12 protein-coding genes are annotated in these 19,020 nt (G+C 71.5%); 9 read left to right on the top strand and 3 right to left on the bottom strand.

From position 1 onward, the window contains the following. Positions 1-186: 186 nt before the first annotated feature. The gene (locus tag VB059_RS11670; RefSeq protein ID WP_323422200.1) at positions 187-1,461 is read left to right on the top strand and encodes an aspartate kinase; all 1,275 of its coding nucleotides are present in this window, start codon (positions 187-189) and stop codon (positions 1,459-1,461) included. Positions 1,462-1,571: 110 nt separating this feature from the next. Here the strand turns inward: VB059_RS11670 and VB059_RS11665 are convergent, their stop codons facing one another. Then, positions 1,572-3,089, bottom strand: coding sequence for a hypothetical protein (locus tag VB059_RS11665; RefSeq protein ID WP_323422199.1), 1,518 nt, complete (start codon positions 3,087-3,089; stop codon positions 1,572-1,574). 318 nt (positions 3,090-3,407) lie between these two features. Between VB059_RS11665 and VB059_RS11660 the strand changes: the two genes are divergently transcribed. The 6 genes from VB059_RS11660 to VB059_RS11635 all read left to right on the top strand — a co-directional run bounded on the left by VB059_RS11660 (position 3,408) and on the right by VB059_RS11635 (position 13,587). After that, positions 3,408-4,874, top strand: coding sequence for a DUF3375 family protein (locus VB059_RS11660; protein ID WP_323422198.1), 1,467 nt, complete (start codon positions 3,408-3,410; stop codon positions 4,872-4,874). Continuing rightward, positions 4,867-5,658, top strand: coding sequence for a DUF4194 domain-containing protein (locus tag VB059_RS11655; protein WP_323422197.1), 792 nt, complete (start codon positions 4,867-4,869; stop codon positions 5,656-5,658). Before VB059_RS11660 ends, VB059_RS11655 begins: the two co-directional genes overlap by 8 nt. Next, entirely contained in the window at positions 5,655-9,152 is a 3,498-nt protein-coding gene (locus tag VB059_RS11650) for an ATP-binding protein (RefSeq protein ID WP_323422196.1), read from the top strand. Before VB059_RS11655 ends, VB059_RS11650 begins: the two co-directional genes overlap by 4 nt. A gap of 214 nt (positions 9,153-9,366) precedes the next feature. Further along, complete coding sequence (locus VB059_RS11645) at positions 9,367-10,143, top strand: enoyl-CoA hydratase (protein WP_323422195.1); 777 nt, start codon at positions 9,367-9,369, stop codon at positions 10,141-10,143. Between the two features lie 297 nt (positions 10,144-10,440). Next, a complete protein-coding gene (locus tag VB059_RS11640) occupies positions 10,441-12,438 on the top strand; it encodes an OPT family oligopeptide transporter (RefSeq protein WP_323422194.1) in 1,998 nt (665 codons plus the stop codon). Positions 12,439-12,471: 33 nt separating this feature from the next. Continuing rightward, positions 12,472-13,587: a hypothetical protein gene (locus tag VB059_RS11635; RefSeq protein WP_323422193.1), complete on the top strand. Its 1,116-nt coding sequence runs from the start codon at positions 12,472-12,474 to the stop codon at positions 13,585-13,587. Here VB059_RS11635 and helR read toward each other — a convergent pair. Then, positions 13,514-15,544 (bottom strand): RNA polymerase recycling motor ATPase HelR, encoded by a 2,031-nt coding sequence (helR, locus tag VB059_RS11630; RefSeq protein WP_323422192.1) that lies wholly within the window; start codon positions 15,542-15,544, stop codon positions 13,514-13,516. The genes VB059_RS11635 and helR overlap by 74 nt on opposite strands. A 310-nt stretch (positions 15,545-15,854) precedes the next feature. On the opposite strand from helR, the gene VB059_RS11625 reads away from it, so the two are divergent. Further along, positions 15,855-16,742 (top strand): alpha/beta hydrolase, encoded by an 888-nt coding sequence (locus VB059_RS11625; protein ID WP_323422191.1) that lies wholly within the window; start codon positions 15,855-15,857, stop codon positions 16,740-16,742. A gap of 75 nt (positions 16,743-16,817) precedes the next feature. Next, positions 16,818-17,210, top strand: a complete 393-nt coding sequence (locus tag VB059_RS11620) for a hypothetical protein (protein ID WP_323422190.1) — start codon at positions 16,818-16,820, stop codon at positions 17,208-17,210. A 251-nt stretch (positions 17,211-17,461) separates the two neighbouring features. Here VB059_RS11620 and VB059_RS11615 read toward each other — a convergent pair whose 3' ends face one another. Further along, positions 17,462-17,728 carry a hypothetical protein gene (locus tag VB059_RS11615; protein ID WP_323422189.1) on the bottom strand — a complete coding sequence of 89 codons (267 nt, stop codon included), beginning with the start codon at positions 17,726-17,728 and terminating at the stop codon, positions 17,462-17,464. Positions 17,729-19,020 lie beyond the last annotated feature (1,292 nt).

The raw sequence follows: 19,020 nt of genomic DNA, 5'->3' as shown, positions 1-19,020 counted from the left end.
CGGGGCGAGGAAAACCCATCTGCACTGCCCGGTCACCGCACGGCATCGGCAATGGATGGCGGATCACCCGGCACGGATGGCGGATCAACCGGCACGGGTGGCACGCCACGGATGGCGGATGGCTGTCCCGTTGTGTGATCCGCCCGATATCGTGTGTCCCGACCCAGAGTGGAAGAAGGAGGCCGCATGCCCCGCATCGTCCAGAAGTACGGCGGATCGTCGGTGGAGGACGCCGAGGCCATCAAGCGGGTGGCCCGTCGTGTCCTGGCAGCCAAGCAGGCCGGCAACGAGGTCGTCGTCGTCATCTCGGCGATGGGTGACACGACCGATGAGCTGATGGACCTGGCCCTGCAGGTCTCGCCGATGCCGAAGGCCCGCGAGCTGGACATGCTGCTGACCACCGGCGAGCGGCAGTCAGCCGCCCTGCTGGCGATGGCGCTGGCCGATCTGGGCGCGGACGCCCGCTCCTACACCGGTTCGCAGGCCGGCGTGCTCACCACCGCCAAGCACGGCGATGCGCGGATCCTCAGCATCACCCCGGGCCGGATCGAGAAGGCCCTCGAGGCCGGCAACATCGTCATCGTCGCCGGCTTCCAGGGGGTCTCGCAGGACACCAAGGACGTCACGACGCTCGGTCGCGGCGCCTCCGACACCACCGCGGTCGCCCTCGCGGCGGCCCTCGGCGCGGCCTACTGCGAGATCTATTCCGACGTCGACGGCGTCTTCACCGCCGACCCTCGTATCGTCCCCAACGCCCGTCGCATCCCCGAGATCTCGTACGAGGAGATGCTGGAGATGGCGGCCAACGGCGCCAAGATCCTCCACCTGCGCTGCGTCGAGTACGCCCGTCGGGAGCACGTCCCGGTGCACGTACGCTCCTCGTTCACCGACAAGCCCGGCACGTGGGTCAAGGACCTCAAGGATGTCCAGAAAGGACCAGGCATGGAACAGGCACTGATCACCGGCATCGCGCACGAGCGTGGCGATGCGAAGGTCACCGTGGTCGGCGTCCCCGACCAGGTCGGTCGCGCAGCGACCATCTTCACCGCGCTGGGTGAGGCCGACATCAACATCGACATCATCGTGCAGAACGTGTCGCGGGTGGACACCTCCCGCACCGACATCTCCTTCACCCTGCCGACCAAGGACGCCCGCAAGGCGATCGAGACCCTGAAGTCGATCCAGGACGAGGTGCAGTTCCAGGAGCTGCTCTACGACGACCAGATCGGCAAGGTCTCGGTCATCGGCGTCGGGATGCGCTCCCACCCGGGCGTGACCGCGAAGTTCTTCAAGGCGCTGGCCCTGGCCGGGGTCAACATCGGGATGATCTCCACCTCCGAGATCCGGATCTCGGTGGTCGTCGACCAGGACGACCTCGACACGGCGGTCCGGGCCGCGCACAGCGCGTTCGGCCTCGACGCCGAGGGCGAGGCCGTCGTCTACGCCGGGACCGGCCGCTGACCCGCTGACCGAGCCGATGGACCGGCCGTGACCATCGCGGTCACGGCCGGTCCTTCGCGGTCCGGAGCTACGTCAGGCACGCCGGGGAGGCGGGTCGGCCCGGACCCGGCTCACCCGGCAGCGGTGCCGCCGACGCCCGTACCGCTGCCGGTGGCCGCGCGATACATCTCCCGGGCCTGCTCGAAGCCGATCACCCAGCCGGTCTGGCGGATGCTGCGGTACAGGGGAGTGGTGAGCATCCGACCGCGGCCGTCGTACACCTCGGGGAAGCCACCGTCGCGGACCATCGCGGCGGCGTACGCCTCGAGGTGGTGCCGCGCCTCCGCGAGGTAGCCCGCCTCGTCGGTGGCCCGGTGCAGCAGCAGGAGGACCTTGATGTACTCCATGCCCCAGAAGCTCCAGATCGCGTCGCCGCCGTACGACGCGACGGCCAGCCGGACCACCGGGTACTGCCGGTGGGCCCGGGTGTCGACGTGGTACTTCACCGCGAACGGTTCGGCGACCCCGGTCGCCCGGATGTGCTCCACCGAGCGGACGAAGTAGTCGCGTTCGGCCGGATCGGCCGGGTCGAGGAAGCCGGTGGCCAGCACGCTCAGCCAGTCCGAGGAGTAGTAGCCGGCCCGCACCCCCTCCGGCGACAGGTCCTCGAGGAAGTGCCCCGCTTCGGGCAGCCAGAAGGTCGCCAGGATCCGTTGCTTGAGCGCGTCGAGATCGTCGAGCGCCGCCCGGTCGAGTGGGATCAGCCCGAGCCGGCCGGCGAGCTGGGTGGTCTTCCACAGGATCACGTTGTCGTAGAACGCCGACGAGCGCCGGGTGATGTCCTTGGCCCCGGACAGCGGCAGGTCGGTGCGGATCAGCCCGGTCGCCGGGTCGAGCACCGTCGCCCGATAGTGCGCGAAGTGGCGGGCCAGCGCGTCACCGTAGCGGTCGACCAGGTCGGCGGCCGCCTCCGTGGTGGCCAGGTCGTGCCGGTCGGGGCCGTACGCCACCGGCCGGGCCGGCTCCAGCCCGGCCAGCGCGGCGAGGGCGTAGAGCATCCCGTGCAGGGCGTCGGAGGGGTAGGCGTAGATGTTCACGCAGGTCGCCGACCGCGGGCCGGTCGCCACGATCGTCGTGGTCAGTTCCGGCTGCCGGGCGAACACCCCCAGCGCATAGCCCACGGTCTGCAGGTAGACCAGCTGACGCGCCTGCCAGTCGGCCTCGTCGTCCGGCACCGCGCGGTCCAGCATGGGGTAGTAGAAGACGCCGAGGTTGCGGACGAACAGCGCGCTGAACTGGTCACCGGAGATCAGCAGCAACCGCTCGGGGTCGTACCGCAGCGCGTGGATGTCGCGGATCACTCCGTCGACGGTGTCGGCGCCCGACCGCGGGCTGGTCAGGTAGCGCGTCGCCAGCACGTTCACGCCGCACGAGTAGTAGGCCAGCGCCCGCCACAGCGGATGCTGGCGCAGCACCAGGGCGTCGTTGTGGTCGCTCGTCTCCAGCCGTCCGTCGGTGAACCGCGCGGTGTAGGTGCTGCGCACGATGGTGAACCGCGAGAACGGATTGGTGACGTACGCGAACGCCAACGACCCGGCGGCGAGGAGACCGGATCCCACGGCCAGGATCCGGACGGGCAGGCGGAACACTGTGGCGGACCCCAAGCGGACGGAGACGGACGGCGATGCCTCCCAGCGTACGGCCCGGCGGGCCAGCCTCGGGCCGGCTGCACCCGGCGCCGGGCCGGCCTCGGACCAGCGTCGGCCAGCGCGGGACCGGCTTGGGCTGGCACGGGCTGGGCTTGGGCCGGCACGGGCCGGCTTGGGCCGACTGCGGCTCCCGGCGGGATGACCGCGACACGACGCAACGGCTGGGGATCACGGTCCGGGCCGGCTGCGGATTTCGGTCCGGGCCGATGGCCTGAAAGAATGGCCTGTCGCAGGAACAGTCGTACGAACCGAGGGCACGTGACCGATGAACCGCTCGACCCGGACCGGGTCCGTGGCGCACTCGACAGCCCGACGCTGAAGCTGCTGTCGGCCCACTCCGCGTGGTGGGTGCTGCCACTGTTCTCGGAGCATCTCGAGCCCGCCCAGGGGCCGGTGTCCGCGGCATGGTTCCATCGGCGGGTCGCGGAGGCGCTCCAGGCGCTCGGCCTGCCGGACAGCCCGACCCCGGCCGAACACTGTCGCAAGTGGGTCGAGCAGGACCACTGGCTGGTCCGCAGCCGCGACCCGGAGGACGGGCGGCTGCTCTACGAGCTGTCCGACAACGCCCTGCGGGCGCTGCGGATCGTCCGCGACACCTCCGGGGAGTCGAGCACCGTCTCCGACTCCCGGCTCGGGTCCATCTCCGATGCCGTACGCCGCCTGGCGGACATGGCCAGTCCCGACATCGATGCCCACATCGCCCGGATCGATGCCCGGATCACCGAGCTCGAGGAACGTCGCGAGGCGCTGCGGGCCGGCGACGTACGCCCCGCCACCGACGAGGAGATGCGCCGCCAGTTCGACGAGGTGCGTCGCCTGCTCTCCTCCCTGCCGGCCGACTTCCGGCAGCTGTCCACGATGATCGAGCGCCGCCACCACGCCGTCGCCGCCGGCATCTCCGGGGCCGGCACCCCGAAGGGCGCGGCGGTCGAGGAGTACCTGCACGAGCACGACCTGCTCGCCCGGACCCCCGAGGGACGGGCCTACCGCGGATTCTCCGACCTGCTGGTCTCGCGGGAGGCGGAGGCGCTGCGCAGCGACATCGACCTGATCCTCGACCAGGAGTTCGCCGCGACGACGCTCGGCGACGCCGACCGTGCCTCGCTGCGCACCCTGATGTCCACCCTGCTCGAGGAGGAGCACGAGGTGGAGGCCGCCTACACCCGGTGGACCGCCTCGCTGCGCCGCTTCCTCACCCGCTCCTCCGGCGGGCGCCACCAGCGGCTGCTCGCCCTCGTCGACCAGGTGCTCGAAGCCGGCGACGACCTGAGCCGGCGCCCCGGTCGGGCGATGGTCGAGGACGTGCTCGGGGTCGGCACCCTCGACGTCCGCGACATGTCCCAGGCCGCACTCTGGCAGCCGAGCCAGGACGTGAGGGCCGAGCCGCTGGAGGCGCTCCGCCCGAGCACGATGCTGCCCGAGGACCGAGAGCTGATGATGATCCAGGCCGGTACCTCGACCCGCGCGGTCGCGGCCACGGTCAACGACCTGCTCGCCACCGGCCCGACCACCGGCGCGCAGGTGTTCGCCGCCACCCCGGAGGCGTGCCGACGCCTGGTCGTGCTGCTCGGCATGCTCGATCTGGGGCTGGCGCACGGCCGGGTCGAGCTCGGCGCGACCGAGAGCGTCACCCTGGTCACCCCCGGCGGCCGGACCCGTACGGTCCTGGTGCCGCTGGTGCATTTCGACGGACCACTCCCGATCAAGGACGGTGACAATGACTGACCCGTACGAGGACGCCTTCGGCTCCCACCCCGAGGCCCCGGCCGATGCTGTCGCCAGCCGCTCAGCGGCGCCGGCCGAGGACGCGTTCGGTTCTCGTGCCGAGGCATTGGCCGAGGACGCGTTCGGCACTGCTGCTGACCCTGAGGTGCTGCCGGACCAGGCCCGTCGGACGCTGGCGACCCTGCTCACCTCCCGCTTCATCACCCGCAGTGGGAACGCCGCCGCCTGGGAGGGGCTGGTCGACCACGAGCCGCGGATCCGCGCCCGGCTGGCGGACATGTTCCTCGAGCTGGTCATCGACCACGACCACCAGGTCGCCTTCAAGCGTCAGGTCGACGACCCGGACGCCCCGATCGTGTTGCGCCGGGAGAAGCCGCTGGGCAAGGACGCCACCCTGCTGCTGGTGCACCTGCGCCAGCTGCACGCCTTCACCGACGCCGCCGACGCGGCGCTGGCGATCACGCTGGGGGAGGCGACCGACTTCCTGGCCCGGTTCCGTGACCCCAGTGACACCGACGAGGCCGGCTTCCAGCGCGACGTCGAGACCGCCCTGCGCGGTGTGGAGCGGCTCGGCCTGCTGCGCCCCGACCCGGACGTCCCCGACACCTGGATCGTCTCCCCGGCCGTCGTGGCGCTGGTCACCCCGGACCGGCTGGCGGCGATCCGCGACCAGTTGCAGACCCTTGCTCGCGGCGGGACGCCGGGGGCCGCGGCAGCTGCCGGGCCGGCCGCAGATGACGCCGCGGCCGGGACCGGCGAGCCCACGGACGGAGAGGACGCATGAGCGAGGACCCCGTGACCGACCAGACCCTGCTCGACGGGACAAGGCTCGACGGGACCGTGCCGGACGAGATGCTGCTCAGCGACGGCGAGGACCAGTGGCGGATCAGTGTGGTCCAGGTGGTCAACTGGGGCGGCTACGGCGGTCACCACGTCATGCACGTACGCCCCGACGGCACCGCGATCCTGGGCCCGACCGGCATGGGCAAGTCGACGATCCTCGACGCGATGTCGGCGGTGATGATGCCCAACCCGCCCTCGTTCAACCGGGCCGCCCGCGACGACGGCGGCAAGCGCTCGGAACGTACGGTCTATTCGTACGCCCGCGGCAAGATCGACGACGTGCTGGCCGCCGACGGACGGACCACCCGCACCCACTACCTGCGCCCGCCGGGCGAGCGGCCGTTCCCGTCAGCCGCCGCGATCACCTGGACCAACCGCTTCGACGAGCACATCACCAGCGCCCGGGTGGTGTGGGTCGGGGCGGACGCCGCGGCCAACTCCGACCTCAACAGCACCACCCGCTACCTGCTGGTGCGCGGCCTGTTCGACCTGTCCCGGCTCAACGAGGCGATCGACCAGCCGCTGCGCGGCACCCGGACCTGGCCGCTGGACACCAACGCCCTCAAGCGGCTGCTCAACCCCAATCGGGACCTGGTCACCGCGTCCCAGCCGGAGTTCGAGAAGGAGATGTGCCGGCTGCTCGGCATCGGTCGCAGCGACGAGTCCTCCCGCCGTGCCCTCGAGCTGCTCCGCAACGCGCAGGCGTCCAAGGGCATCTTCTCGATCAACGCGCTGTTCAAGGACTTCGTCCTCGACCGGCCGCTGGCGCTGGAGCGCTGGGAGACCGCGCTGGTCACCTACCGCGAGGCCGCCCAGCTCTACGACGTCTTCGAGGATGCCCGGACCCGCTACGAGGTGCTGAAGGACGTCCCCGAGCTGGCCGAGCGCTATCGCACCGCGCTCGCCGACTCCGCCACCGAGTGGCGGCTGCTCGGCCCGGCCGCCGGCTCCGGCCCCGCCGCGTCCGTAACCAGCTCTGGGCCCGCCGGATCGGCCGCAGCGGAGGCCGCGGAGGACGACCGGCCCAGCCCGCTCGAGCTGTGGAACGCCGAACACCTGCTCGACTGGGCGGCCGCCCGGATCGACAAGAACCGCACCCGCGCGACCGAGCTGGGCGCCATCGCCAAGGGGCACGACGCCGAGGCGATCGCCGCCCGCGACGAGGAGGAGGCGCTCACCCAGCGCTACTACGCCAAGGGCGGCGGGGACTCCGAGGACCTGGTCCGGCGCCGGCAGCAGGCCGCGACCCAGCTCGCCGAGCGCACCGCGGCCCGCCAGGCGTACGTGGACCGGGCCCAGTGGCAGGGCTTCGCGGAGCCGGCCGACGAGCCGGCCTTCGCCGCTCTGGTCCAGTCCATCCACGAGCGGTTGCGCGGCCTGCCCGACCAGGACGCCGAGTGGAAGAGCGCCTCGTACGAGGCCGCCTCCGCCCGGGGCCGGACCCGCGACGAGCTGCGGTCGGTCAAGGAGGAGATCGCCTCGCTGAAGCGGCGCCGGTCCAATGTGCCTGCCGAGGCCGACCGGACCCGCCGCGAGATCGCCGACGCCTGCGGCCTCGACCCGGCCCGGCTGCCGTACGTCGGTGAGCTGCTCGAGGTGAAGCCCGAGGAACGCCGGTGGGCCACCGCCGTCGACCGGGTGATCGGCCAGCTGGCGCAGAACATCATCGTCGCGCCGGAGGACTGGCGCACCGTCACCGGCTACGTCAACGACCACCGGATGCGTGGCCGGGTCGTCCTCGTGCCGGCCCGCCCGGCGCACAACGCCGCCCCCGTCGTGCTGCCCGACTCGGTGCCGGACAAGCTGCGGATGGAGGAGTCCGGGCCGTACGCCGAATGGCTGCTCGACCACCTGGTCGCCGGCTACTCGGTGCTCTGCGTGGCGGACGCCGCCGGCCTCGACGCCCCGCGCCGCGCCGGCTACACCGGGGCGGTCACCCTCGCCGGCATGCGGACCGCGGCGCAGGGCAGAGTGATCAAGGACGACCGCAGACTGCCGTCCTGGCTGGGCCTGGACAATGCGGCGACCGTCGCCGCGCTGGAGGAGCGGGCCGAGGCGCTGCGGGCGACCATCGGCCGCTACGACGCCGAGCTGGAGGACCTCGACCGGCGCCGCCGCGACGGCATCGACGTGGCCGGCGAACTGCGCTGGCTGTCCGAGCAGACCTGGGCGTCGATCGACGTCGCCTCGGCCCGGGCCGCCGAGGCACATGCCGCCGAGCTGCTGGGGAAGTTCACCCAGGGCCACCGCACCCTCGACTCGCTCAAGGCCGAACGGGCCGCCGCCCGCGACCGCTACGTCTCCCACACCACCGCCGCCGCCAGGGCCCGCGAGCAGCGCGCCGGGCTGGACGAGGAGTGGGGCGCGCTGGTCGACCTGCAGGACGAGATGTCCGACGTCGCGTCACGCGGGACGCTGACCGAGCAGGACCGTACGACGCTGGGTCGCCTCGGCTTTCCCGAGCCGGCCGACGCCGCCGGGGCCCGCGACACCCTGGGTATCGCCGCCGAACGGCTCCGCGCTCTCGCGCACGAGCACACCGGCGCCGTCGAGCTCGCCGAGACGGCCCTGGTCGGCATCTTCCGCGAGTACCTGCGGGTCGACCCGCGCGCCGAGATCGACGAGACGATCGCGTCGCTGTCCGCGGTCGAGGCGATCCTCGCCGACCTCGAGTCGGACGACCTGCCGCGGGCCCGCGCCGAGTGGCTCGCGAAGACCCGCGAGGACATGCAGCGCAGCCTGCGGACCCTGCTGGTGCAGATCGAGGAGGACCGCCGCTCCATCCGCGACGGCCTGCTGCCGGTCAACCGGGCCCTGTCCGGGGTCGAGTTCCGCGACGGCTCGCGGCTGCAGATCGAGGACCGCCCGATCGCCACCGCCGATCTCGACGACTTCCGGGCGACGATCACCCGCTACACCGCGGTCGGGACGGACGGGATCGACGAGGAGCTGACCGAGCGGATGTTCGTCGCGATGCGGCGCGACCTGGCTCGGCTCGACGAGCAGTCGACCACCGCCGAGGCCTGGCGCCGCCGCGTCTTCGACGCGCGTGAGCACGTCGAGTTCCGGGCCGTCGAACACCGCCCCGGTGGTGAGCCGATCGTCCACGACGGTGTCTCCGGCAAGTCCGGCGGCGAGGGCCAGGAGCTGATCGCCTTCATCCTCGGTGCCGCGCTGCGCTACCAGCTGGGTGACGGCACCGACCAGGCGCCGCGGTTCGCCCCGATTGTGCTCGACGAGGGCTTCGTCAAGGCTGACTCCGAGTACACCGGCCGCGCCCTGCACGCCCTGCAGAGCCTCGGCTTCCAGCTGGTCATCGGCGCCCCACGGGACAAGGCGGCCGCGTTCGAGGACTACGTCGGCTCGATCGTCTACGTCAACCGCAACCCGGACCGCGACGGCGAGGTGCGACTGTACGAGTTCGCGATCGACTGAGCCCCCGCCGGGTATCGACTGAGCTGCGCCGAGACACCGAGCCGGCGACCGCCCAGTCGGCCCGAGCGGGCCCCGGGCAGTCGGCCCGAGCGGGGCCCGGGCAGTCGGCCCGAGCGGTCGAGCGTCCCGTTCGGGCGGCGATCGCCGGTGGGTCCGGCCCCCGGTGCGGCAGGATCGGAGGGTCAGCAGTCCTCGTCAGGAAGTGAGCACCCCCATGACCGCACCCGAGACCATCCTCCTCGAGACCCGGGGCCGGGTCGGCCTCATCACCCTGAACCGGCCCAAGGCGCTGAACGCGCTCAACTCCACGCTGATGCACGAGGTGGTCGCCGCCGCCCGCGCGTTCGACGCCGACGAGGGGATCGGCTGCATCGTCCTGACCGGGTCGGAGCGGGCCTTCGCCGCCGGCGCCGACATCAAGGAGATGGCCGAGCGCTCCGCGACCGAGATGTTCCTGGCGGACTGGTTCGGCGAGTGGGAGGAGCTCACCCGGGTGCGGACACCTGTCGTGGCGGCCGTCGCCGGCTACGCTCTGGGCGGCGGCTGTGAGCTGGCGATGATGTGCGACACGATCATCGCCGCCGACACCGCGAAGTTCGGCCAGCCGGAGATCAACCTCGGTGTCCTGCCGGGCATGGGCGGCTCGCAGCGCCTCACCCGCGCCGTCGGCAAGGCCAAGGCGATGGACATGGTGCTCACCGGCCGGATGATGGATGCGGCCGAGGCCGAACGCGGCGGGCTGGTCAGCCGCGTCGTGCCGGCCGACCACCTGCTCGAGGTGGCCCTCGAAGTGGCCACCGCCATCGCGTCGAAGTCGCGGGTGGCCACCCGGCTGGCGAAGGAAGCGGTGAACGCCGCCTTCGAGACCACCCTCGGGCAGGGCGTCCGGCACGAGCGGCGCCTCTTCGACTCCGCCTTCGCCTCGGCGGACCAGAAGGAGGGCATGGCCGCCTTCGTCGAGAAGCGCGAGGCGGTCTTCCACCACCGCTGAGGGGCGACCCGAGGACGCCCGTGTCCGGTCGGTCCGACCGCTACCCGGGTGGCGGTATCGTGATGGCGACGGAGTCGTGCCCGAACACGGGAAGCGCCGCGGCCCCGGGTGTGCCTCCGCCGGAGGCGGCCCGGTGCCGGTCCTCCACCTCGCCGGGTCCATCCGACCGTCGGCGGGGGGTGGGATGGGGCTCACCTCTGGGCAGGGACGGTTGCGTCCGACCGTTTCCGATCACACCGCGAGCTGTGCGCCGATGACATCGGGGCCGATCGTCTCGTCATCCACGAAAGTGCAGGTGTGCCCTTGTCCACAACAACATCCTCGCCGGAGACATCCGTACGGGAACTGACCGTGCGAGGGATCGTCATCGGCGGTCTCATCACGCTGGTGTTCACCGCCGCGAACGTCTACCTCGGCCTCAAGGTGGGCCTGACGTTCGCCACGTCGATCCCGGCGGCCGTCATCTCGATGGCGATCCTGCGCTACTTCCGTGACCACTCGGTCCGCGAGAACAACATCGTCCAGACGATCGCCTCCGCCGCGGGCACGCTGTCGGCCATCATCTTCGTCCTGCCCGGGCTGATCATCGTCGGCTGGTGGAGCGGCTTCCCGTACTGGACGACGGCGGCCCTGTGTGCGCTGGGCGGCATCCTCGGCGTGATGTACTCGATCCCGCTGCGCCGCGCGCTGGTCACCGGCTCCGACCTCCCGTACCCGGAGGGCGTCGCGGGCGCCGAGGTGCTGCGCGTCGGCGACACCAGCGAGGGCGCCGAGGAGAACAAGCGGGGCCTGCGGGTGATCACCGTCGGCGGTCTCAGCGCCGCCGCCTTCTCCCTGCTCGCCGCGTTCAAGGCGGTGGCCAACGACCTGACGACCGCCTTCCGGGTCGGTTCCGGCGGCACGATGGTCGGCGCCAGCCTGTCGCTCGCCCTGATCGGTGTCGGCCACCTGGTCGGCCTCACCGTCGGCATCGCGATGGTCGTCGGCGTGCTGATCGCGTACGGCGTCCTGCTGCCGGTGTTCACCGCCGGGGCGCTGCCCGCGGCCGGTGGCTTCGCCTCGGCCGTCCAGCACGCGTTCTCCCACGACGTCCGGTTCATCGGCGCCGGCACCATCGCGGTCGCCGCGATCTGGACGCTGCTGAAGATCACCGGCCCGATCTTCCGCGGCATCGCCGAGGCGATCGGGGTGATGAAGACGCGCCGCAGCGGCGAGGGCCTGCCGCGCACCGAGCGCGACCTGCCGATCACCGTGGTGGCCGGCGTCACCCTGGCCTCGATGGTCCCGATCGGCCTGATGCTGTGGCTGTTCGTCCGCGACACCCCGCTGGCCGCCCACGCGGGCGGCCTGGTCGTCGTCAGCATCATCTACGTGCTGCTGGTCGGCCTCGCGGTGGCCTCGGTCTGTGGCTACATGGCCGGCCTGATCGGTTCCTCGAACAGCCCGATCTCGGGTGTCGGCATCCTGATCATCCTCACCGTGGCGCTGCTCATCCGGGCCGTGCACGGGAGCACCGACCAGTCCCAGGTGCCGGCGCTGGTCGCGTACGCCCTGTTCACCGCGGCCGTGGTCTTCGGCGTGGCGACGATCTCGAACGACAACCTGCAGGACCTCAAGACCGGTCAGCTGGTCGGCTCCACGCCGTGGAAGCAGCAGGTGGCGCTGATCATCGGCGTCGTCTTCGGCTCGCTGATCATCCCGCCGGTGCTGCAGCTGATGCAGACCGGGTTCGGCTTCGCCGGGGCCCCCGGCGCCGGCCCCAACGCCCTGGCGGCCCCGCAGGCCTCGCTGATCTCATCCCTTGCCCAGGGCGTCTTCGGCGGGTCCCTCGACTGGGGCCTGCTCGGCATCGGTGCCGTCGTCGGCGCCGTGGTCATCGTCATCGACGAGATCCTCGGCCGCACCACCGAGCGCCTGCACCTGCCCCCGCTGGCGGTCGGGATGGGCATGTACCTGCCGATCGCCCTGACCCTGATGATCCCGGTGGGTGCGGTCCTCGGCCGACTGTACGACCGCTGGGCCGTCCGGACCGCCAAGCCCGAACGTGCCCAGCGTCTCGGCGTGCTGCTGGCCACCGGCCTGATCGTGGGGGAGAGCCTGTTCGGTGTCGTGTTCGCCGGCATCGTGGCGGCGACCGGGAACGACTCGCCGCTCGCCTTCGTCCCGGAGAGCTTCGCCACCGGCGCCGACTGGCTCGGCATCATCGTCTTCGCGGCGCTGGTGCTCGGCCTCTACCGGTGGACGCAGCAGGTCAGCGTACGCGCACAGGAGTCCGAGGGCGCCGAGCGGAGCTGAACGACGACGGGAGCCGTCGGAGGAGGGGGACCGATGACCATGCCAGGCGACCGGCCGGGCCGTCCCGGCCGGGGTACCGCTGGGACCGCTGCGGGCCAGGGTGCCGCCGGGAGTACCGCCGGCCAGGGTGACGAGCCGGGCCGTCCCGGCCGGGCCGCTGTCGGCGGGCGCACTGCGGGCCGGGGCCGGTCGGCGATGGTTGTCGTCCTGCTGCTCGTCGGCTCCCTGCTCGTCCCACTCGGCCTGGTCGCGAACTGGGGCCGGGTGCTGCTCACCGACACCGACGTCGTCGTGGCGACCCTGGCGCCACTGGCGAGTGACCCCGCGGTCAAGGCGTACGCCACCGACCTCACGACCGACGCCGTGATGCGCGAGTTCGACGTGGCCGGGGTGCTCGACCGGGCGTTCGGTGGCCTGGCCGGGGTGGTGCCGGGGGCCGCGGGCTCGGCGCTGCAGTCGCTCGGGCCCTCCCTCACCGACGCGGCCCGCTCGACCGTCCACGCCGCCACCGCCCGGATCGTCGACTCCGACAGCTTTCCCGGCCTCTGGTCGCAGGCGCTCGGCTTCTCCCACCGCGAGCTCGTCGCGGCGCTGAACGGCGATCCGCAGGCCACGCTGACGGTCACCCAGCAGGGGATCGGCGTACGTCTCGCTCCGCTCGGTCAGGCCGCGCTGGAGCAGGTCGCGCAGCGGGGTGTCCCGCTGGCCAGGTCCGTCCCGGTGCCCGAGGTGACCGTCGTCGTCGCCCCGGGATCGGACCTGTCCCGGCTGCGGACGATCCTGCACATGCTGAGGATCGGGTCCTGGGCGCCGGTGCCGGCCGCCGTGCTGCTCCTGGCCGGCGTCGTCCTGGCCCGCCGGCGGATCCGCACCCTGGCGGTGGCCGCCGCCGGCGTGGCGGCCGGATCGGGCCTGGTCCTGGTGGCCGTTCCGGTGATCCGCCAGGTGCTGCTGGCCAGGGTGCCCGCCTCGACGATGCCCGCCGAGGTGCTCGGGGTCCTCTACGCCAGGATCTTCTCCGGCCTCGCCACCTGGGCCACCGTCACCGCGGTGGTGGCCGCCATCGTGGCGGTGCTCATCGTGCTCGGTCTGGTCGTGGCGGGGTCCTGGCGTCGTCCGGCCGGGCGCCGGGCCCCGGGGGAGCGGTGAGGATGACGAGCGCCCGGGTGGAGCGCGTCATCGCCACGTAGCGGTCGACGGCACCCTCGATCCCGGTGCCCCAGCGCTCGGGATCGACGAGGACGACCAGGTCGTACTCGAGGCCCTTGACTTCCTCGGCGGGCAGGGACCGGACCCGGTCGGTGCCGGTGACGGTGGGGTCGCCGACGACGCAGGCGATGCCCTCGGGGTGTCCGGCCAACCAGTCGCGCAGGATCCCGTCCCGCTCGGCGGTGGATCCGTGGCGTACGGGGACGCCGCTGCGGCGGACGGAGGTGGGGACAACGACGTCCGGCAGCTCGGCCTCGTCGACCAGCGCCTGCTGCAGATCCTCGCCGCGCAGCATCGACATCACCTGCATCTCCGTGTCGTCGTGCGTCATCAGGTAGTCGGCCAGGTCCGCGCGGTAGCGGCGTTCCTCCGCGACGGCCGCTTCCCGCCGACGCCGCTGGGCCGAGGCATCCGGGTCGCCCAGACGCTGCCGCATGGCGTCCAGCAGGGGCAGGTCGGACACCGTCCACGGGGAGCCCTCGGGGCGGCGGAGCAGCCGACGCTGCTCAGGGCCGAGCCAGGGGGCGCAGTGGCGCAGGTAGGCGGGCACCGCCCACAGGTCGGAGACGAGGTCGGTCGGCCGGAGGATCGGCCACGCCCGGCGGAAGGTGTCGCGCAGGTCCTCGTGCTGCTGTACCGAGCGTCGCAGCTCCGCCCGGGGCACGTCCGCGTCCTCGCTGTTGTCGACCAGGATCTCCACCAGCGCGTCCCACACCTCGTCGCGGGCCTCGTTGTGCGGGGTCCCCGGATCCGGCGTTGCGAACGCCTCGGCCCAGTCGTCCGCACTCAGCCGGATGTCCGACCCGTCGGTCTCGACCGTCATCCCCTCGGCCGGCGGCTCCTCGTACAGGGCGACCGCAGGCTCGACCACCGACACCATGGCGGCGGCCGACTTCAGCCGGGCGACCTCGGGGTCGGCCTCCACGCCGGCCGTGGCGCCCTCCGGCACCAGCTCACGCAGCAGGCAGGTCACCACACCGTCCTCGCCCAGGTCCGGCAGGACGTCCGCCACGTAGTCGAGGTAGGCCTGGTGCGGGCCGACGAACAGCACCCCGCCGCGATGTCCGGCCAGTCTGGGGTCGGCGTGGAGCAGGTACGCCGCACGGTGCAACGCGACGACCGTCTTGCCGGTGCCCGGGCCACCCTCGACGACCAGAGCGCCGTGCGAGCCGGCACGGATGACGGCGTCCTGATCGGCCTGGATCGTGGCCAGCACGTCCCGCATCCGTGGCGTACGCGCGGCGCACAGCTCGGCGATGAAGGCCGACTGGTCGTCCAGCGCGGCGCGCCCCTTGAGGCCCTCGACTCCCTCGAGGGAGAACACCTCGTCCCAGTAGTCGACGACGCGTCCGCGGTGCCAGCGGTACCGACGACGGCTCACCAACCCCATCGGGGCGCCGTGCGTCGCCGCGAAGTACGGCTCGGCCGCCGGGGCCCGCCAGTCGACCAACAGCTGGACCCCGTCCGGGTCGACCAGGCCGAGTCGGCCCACGTACACCGGTGCGGGAACGTCGGCGGCGACCATCCGGCCCAGGCACACGTCCGGGCCGAACCGCTGCAGCACCCGCAGCCGGGCCGACAGCCGATGGATCTCCAGGTCACGCTCCAGCGCCTGCGGCCCGCGGCCACCGGGGGAGCGGCGCAGCGCATCCAACCGGCCCGACAGGGCGGTGACATGCTGCCGGAGGGCCCTGGAGACCAGGGCGAAATGCGCTTCGTCCTGGCCGATGAGATCCGGGTCGGCCTTGGCGGCCAGGCGCGGAGGAAGGTCGAACGTCGTCCCCGACGTCGGTGGCCCCGACGTCGGTGGCCCCGGTGTCAGTGCCTCAGGTGTCGGTGAGTCGGATGTCGGTGAGGTGGGCGTCGGTGGCTCGGGTGTCGGTGGCTCGGGCGTCATGCCGAATTGCTCCCTCCGCGTGGTGTGGGCGCCGAGTGGTGGGGCGACCGGAAGGTGGGCGGGGCCGCCACGACCGGGTGGGGTGACCGTGACGAGGCGGGGTGCCACGAGTGGGCGGGGCGAGCCTGTCCTCATGGTCGTGGAGCCACCGATTGTGCGCTGTGCCGGGGGTCTTGCGGCAAGCCCCCCGGTGGGTTGTAGCGTGAGAGTGGCGGGACAGGTCAGTACGCCGGCTGCGATCTGTGCCGGATCGGACAGGGCGTCCGGGCCGTCGGTGAGGCGCGGCGCCCGGTGGCCTATGTTGGCTGCCATGGAGAAGAGCAACCCTGAGTCGGGGGTGCGCCGCGTCGAGGATGCCTTCGTCGACTCCGACGGCGTCCGCATCACGTACACCCGCTGGCTGCCGGAACGCCCCAGGGCGGTCGTCCAGCTCGCCCACGGGGTCGGCGAGCATGCCGGCAGGTACGAGCACGTGGGCCGGGCGTTCGCGGCCGCCGGTTACGACGTGTGGGCCGACGACCACCGCGGGCACGGCCGGACGGGCCTGGAGCAGCACCACGGGGACCTCGGGCGGCTGGGCAGGCTGGGGCCGGGAGGCGTCCGGGGCGCCACCCGGTCGGTGCACGAGTTCACCGGGGTCATCCGGCGACAGCAGCCGGATCTCCCGGTGGTCCTGGTGGCCCACTCCTGGGGATCCCTGATGGCCCAGATGATCCTCGACGAGCACGCCGCCGACTACGACGCGGTGGTGCTCACCGGCACCGCGCATCGGACCCTGCGGCACATGAACGGCGGCAATCTGAACGCCGCGTACGACCGTCCGGGGGCCACCGGGCTGGAGTGGCTCAGCCGTGACCCCGCTGTGGCGCAGGCCTTCCTGGCCGACCCGCTGACGACCGACACACCGCTGATGAAGCTCTTCGGCCCGCTCGAAGCGCTCCGCCTGCTCGGCCGGCCCGCCCGGGGCCTGGCGAGGCAGCAGGACCTGCCGATGCTGATCGCGGTCGGCGAGGACGATCCGCTGGGCGGGGCGTCGTCGGTCGCCTTCCTGGCCGCCGACTACCGCGAGCGCTCCGGGCTGACCGACGTCACCACCGTCGTCTATCCGGGAGCACGCCACGAGATCTTCAACGAGACGAACCGGGACGAGGTCATCGCCGACGTGATCGCCTGGATCGACGCCCGGCTCCCGGCGTAGCGCCTCCGGGAAGTCGTACCGTCCGGGAGCCGTGCCCCGCCTGTGAGCCGCCCGGGCGGGGCGGTGGAGAGGGACATGAAAGAGCTCCTCTGGCCAACGTTTCCGCTGGTCAGAGGAGCTTTTCGGAGGGTCGGCCTCGTCCTCTCGACTTGGAAGAACCGGTACCTCTTGGAAAACCTGGCCTCCTGCCTCGACAGGACGGATTCAACGTCGAGGTTGGAGGACGACGTGTCGCGGGACGAGACCTTCACGAGTCATTGCTACGTCCCGTTCAAGGTCGATCGGCGGCTGAGTGCCAAGGAACGCGCATCTCTCGTGGACTACTACTGCGAGGGGCACTCGGGCCGAGAGACGGCCCGTCGGTTCGGCATCGGCAGGACCGCCGTCTTGGCGATCGTGCGTGACGCGGGGGTCGCCCCGCGGCCACCGCACCAGCGGCGCCTGGACCCAATCGTGAGGGCGGAGTGATGATGCTGGTTCATGACACGACCTCGTGGCAGCGGCGATGCGATGCACTGACAACATCAGGTTAAGACCGCTTGCAGGGCCACTGGTAGTCGTCACGGGCCCCTCGCGGATGCTCTCGCGGGTCTCGGGTTACCGCCGGGGATCGTCACGTGCGGCGAGTTGCCGCGGATTCTCGACTGCCAGACCCGGCACCAGAAAGAGGCGGCGCCTCCCCCAGTAAATGGTAGGTGGGCTGCTCCCGAGTGACCGATTCAGCTCGGCACCGAGCCTGTGGGCTCTGTACGGCGCCATGCAAGGTCAAAGGCGAGCTGTACCGTGGAGGCGATCAGGAACAGGTCGGAGATGAAGTGCCCCGGCAGTGAGCCGGTCCCTGGCACGAGATCGGGCCATGCGTGGCCGTGCGCCATGCCGCTGTGGACGCCGAATATCCACAGCATGTGCTCACGGAGCATTCCTACCGGGTCGGGCAGGACTTCGGCCAACTGCTGCCCGACAACGTTGGCCATGAGCTTCAGCATGGACGCCTCCCCCCGGGGCTTTGGCTGCGTGAAGGACGCCGGTGATCCGCTCGCGCTGTTGGGCGAGCACGGCCACAGGCGGGACCAGGACGGTGAGGTGCGTCCCTACCTCTCCGCGTCGGTGTAGAGGCGCCCCAGGCTTGTCGCCTCCTGCCGCATGACCTTGAGTCCGTTCGCGTGCCGTTCCTCGGGGCCGTCAGGGCCGAGTAGGACAACCACTCGAGCTGCGCTCAGCAGCGTCGTTCGGGCGAGGGTGCTGATGACAAGGGGGGCCGTGGGGATTCTGTCCTTGACGAAGGCCGCGATCTGAGTGAGATATCCGTAGCTTGCTCGCAGACCGGCGTGGATGGAGAGGCGGATGTCGACCGGAGGGTCGGGCAAGGAGAAGGCGAGTTTGTAAGTTCGCAATTGTTACTGGTCAACCGGGCCGGCTCCTGTACGAAGCGGTCCCACCGTTCTTGGACGTCTTCGCAGATTAGGAGGATGCGGGCTAGTGCTTCGGCATCTTCTGGTCCTTCGAGCCCGATATCCATGCCGTCACGCTACCTGCGAGGGGCCGAAGATTGCACGCGGTCGGCGGACGGGTCTTTGCTCTTGGCTCCTGCTCCTAGAGCTAGCCCGTCACTTGGCCCGTCCTCGTGTGAAGACGCTCGACCCTCCGCGTGCCTCGGTGTACCGATCCGACGGATGACCTCGCGTCATCTCCACGATGCCTGAGCCGAGGAGAGATCCCGATCCGCCCTGGGGCGGTGTCATAGCGTCGTAGCAACGGGAGGTGTTGTGGGTGGCGCGGAGGATGGTGTCGTTTGAGGATCGGGCGCAGATCGCGGTCGGGATCGGGCAGGGGCTCACGGATCGGGCGGGATCGGACAGTGGTCTGGCGTGAGCGGCGGCGGACCTCCTTGAGGTCTGGGCAGTACAAGCCGGTGACCGCGGATACCCGGGCCTGGAAGCGTCGGGCACGGCCCCAGCAGCGGGTGATTGATGCCGATCCGGTGTTGTCGGCGCGGGTGCGGTGGACCTGGGCGCGGCGGATCGCCAGCCAGTCTGCGAACGCAATCTGGCCTGAGTTGGACCTCTCCGGATGATTTGACGGAGTTGAACTCGCAACAGGCCTAGTCAACTGCGTGTTAATCAGTGGGTTTGGGGCACTAGCCCGGATCATTCATGGGACGGTGGGTCCGCCGACTGGTAGATGCAGAGGAGTGCCTGTCCACTAGGGGAAACTTGGGTTTGCGACGACTCAAGATCTCCCAGCGGAAGGCACTCCGTAGGTGAAGGGTACTGGATGG

Source organism: Raineyella sp. (assembly GCF_034933565.1).
In the GTDB taxonomy this organism is placed as follows: Bacteria; Actinomycetota; Actinomycetes; order Propionibacteriales; family Propionibacteriaceae; genus Raineyella.
This window is presented reverse-complemented; position numbering and strand designations above follow the sequence as displayed.

What these genes read in the sequence shown, in the direction of transcription:
- VB059_RS11645 (WP_323422195.1), top strand. Translation starts at nt 9,367, where the DNA reads ATGACCGCACCCGAGACCATCCTCCTCGAGACCCGGGGCCGGGTCGGC.
- VB059_RS11670 (WP_323422200.1), top strand. Translation starts at nt 187, where the DNA reads ATGCCCCGCATCGTCCAGAAGTACGGCGGATCGTCGGTGGAGGACGCC.
- VB059_RS11620 (WP_323422190.1), top strand. Translation starts at nt 16,818, where the DNA reads ATGAAAGAGCTCCTCTGGCCAACGTTTCCGCTGGTCAGAGGAGCTTTT.
- helR (WP_323422192.1), bottom strand. Translation starts at nt 15,544, where the DNA reads ATGACGCCCGAGCCACCGACACCCGAGCCACCGACGCCCACCTCACCG.
- VB059_RS11625 (WP_323422191.1), top strand. Translation starts at nt 15,855, where the DNA reads ATGGAGAAGAGCAACCCTGAGTCGGGGGTGCGCCGCGTCGAGGATGCC.
- VB059_RS11650 (WP_323422196.1), top strand. Translation starts at nt 5,655, where the DNA reads ATGAGCGAGGACCCCGTGACCGACCAGACCCTGCTCGACGGGACAAGG.
- VB059_RS11635 (WP_323422193.1), top strand. Translation starts at nt 12,472, where the DNA reads ATGACCATGCCAGGCGACCGGCCGGGCCGTCCCGGCCGGGGTACCGCT.
- VB059_RS11655 (WP_323422197.1), top strand. Translation starts at nt 4,867, where the DNA reads ATGACTGACCCGTACGAGGACGCCTTCGGCTCCCACCCCGAGGCCCCG.
- VB059_RS11615 (WP_323422189.1), bottom strand. Translation starts at nt 17,728, where the DNA reads ATGCTGAAGCTCATGGCCAACGTTGTCGGGCAGCAGTTGGCCGAAGTC.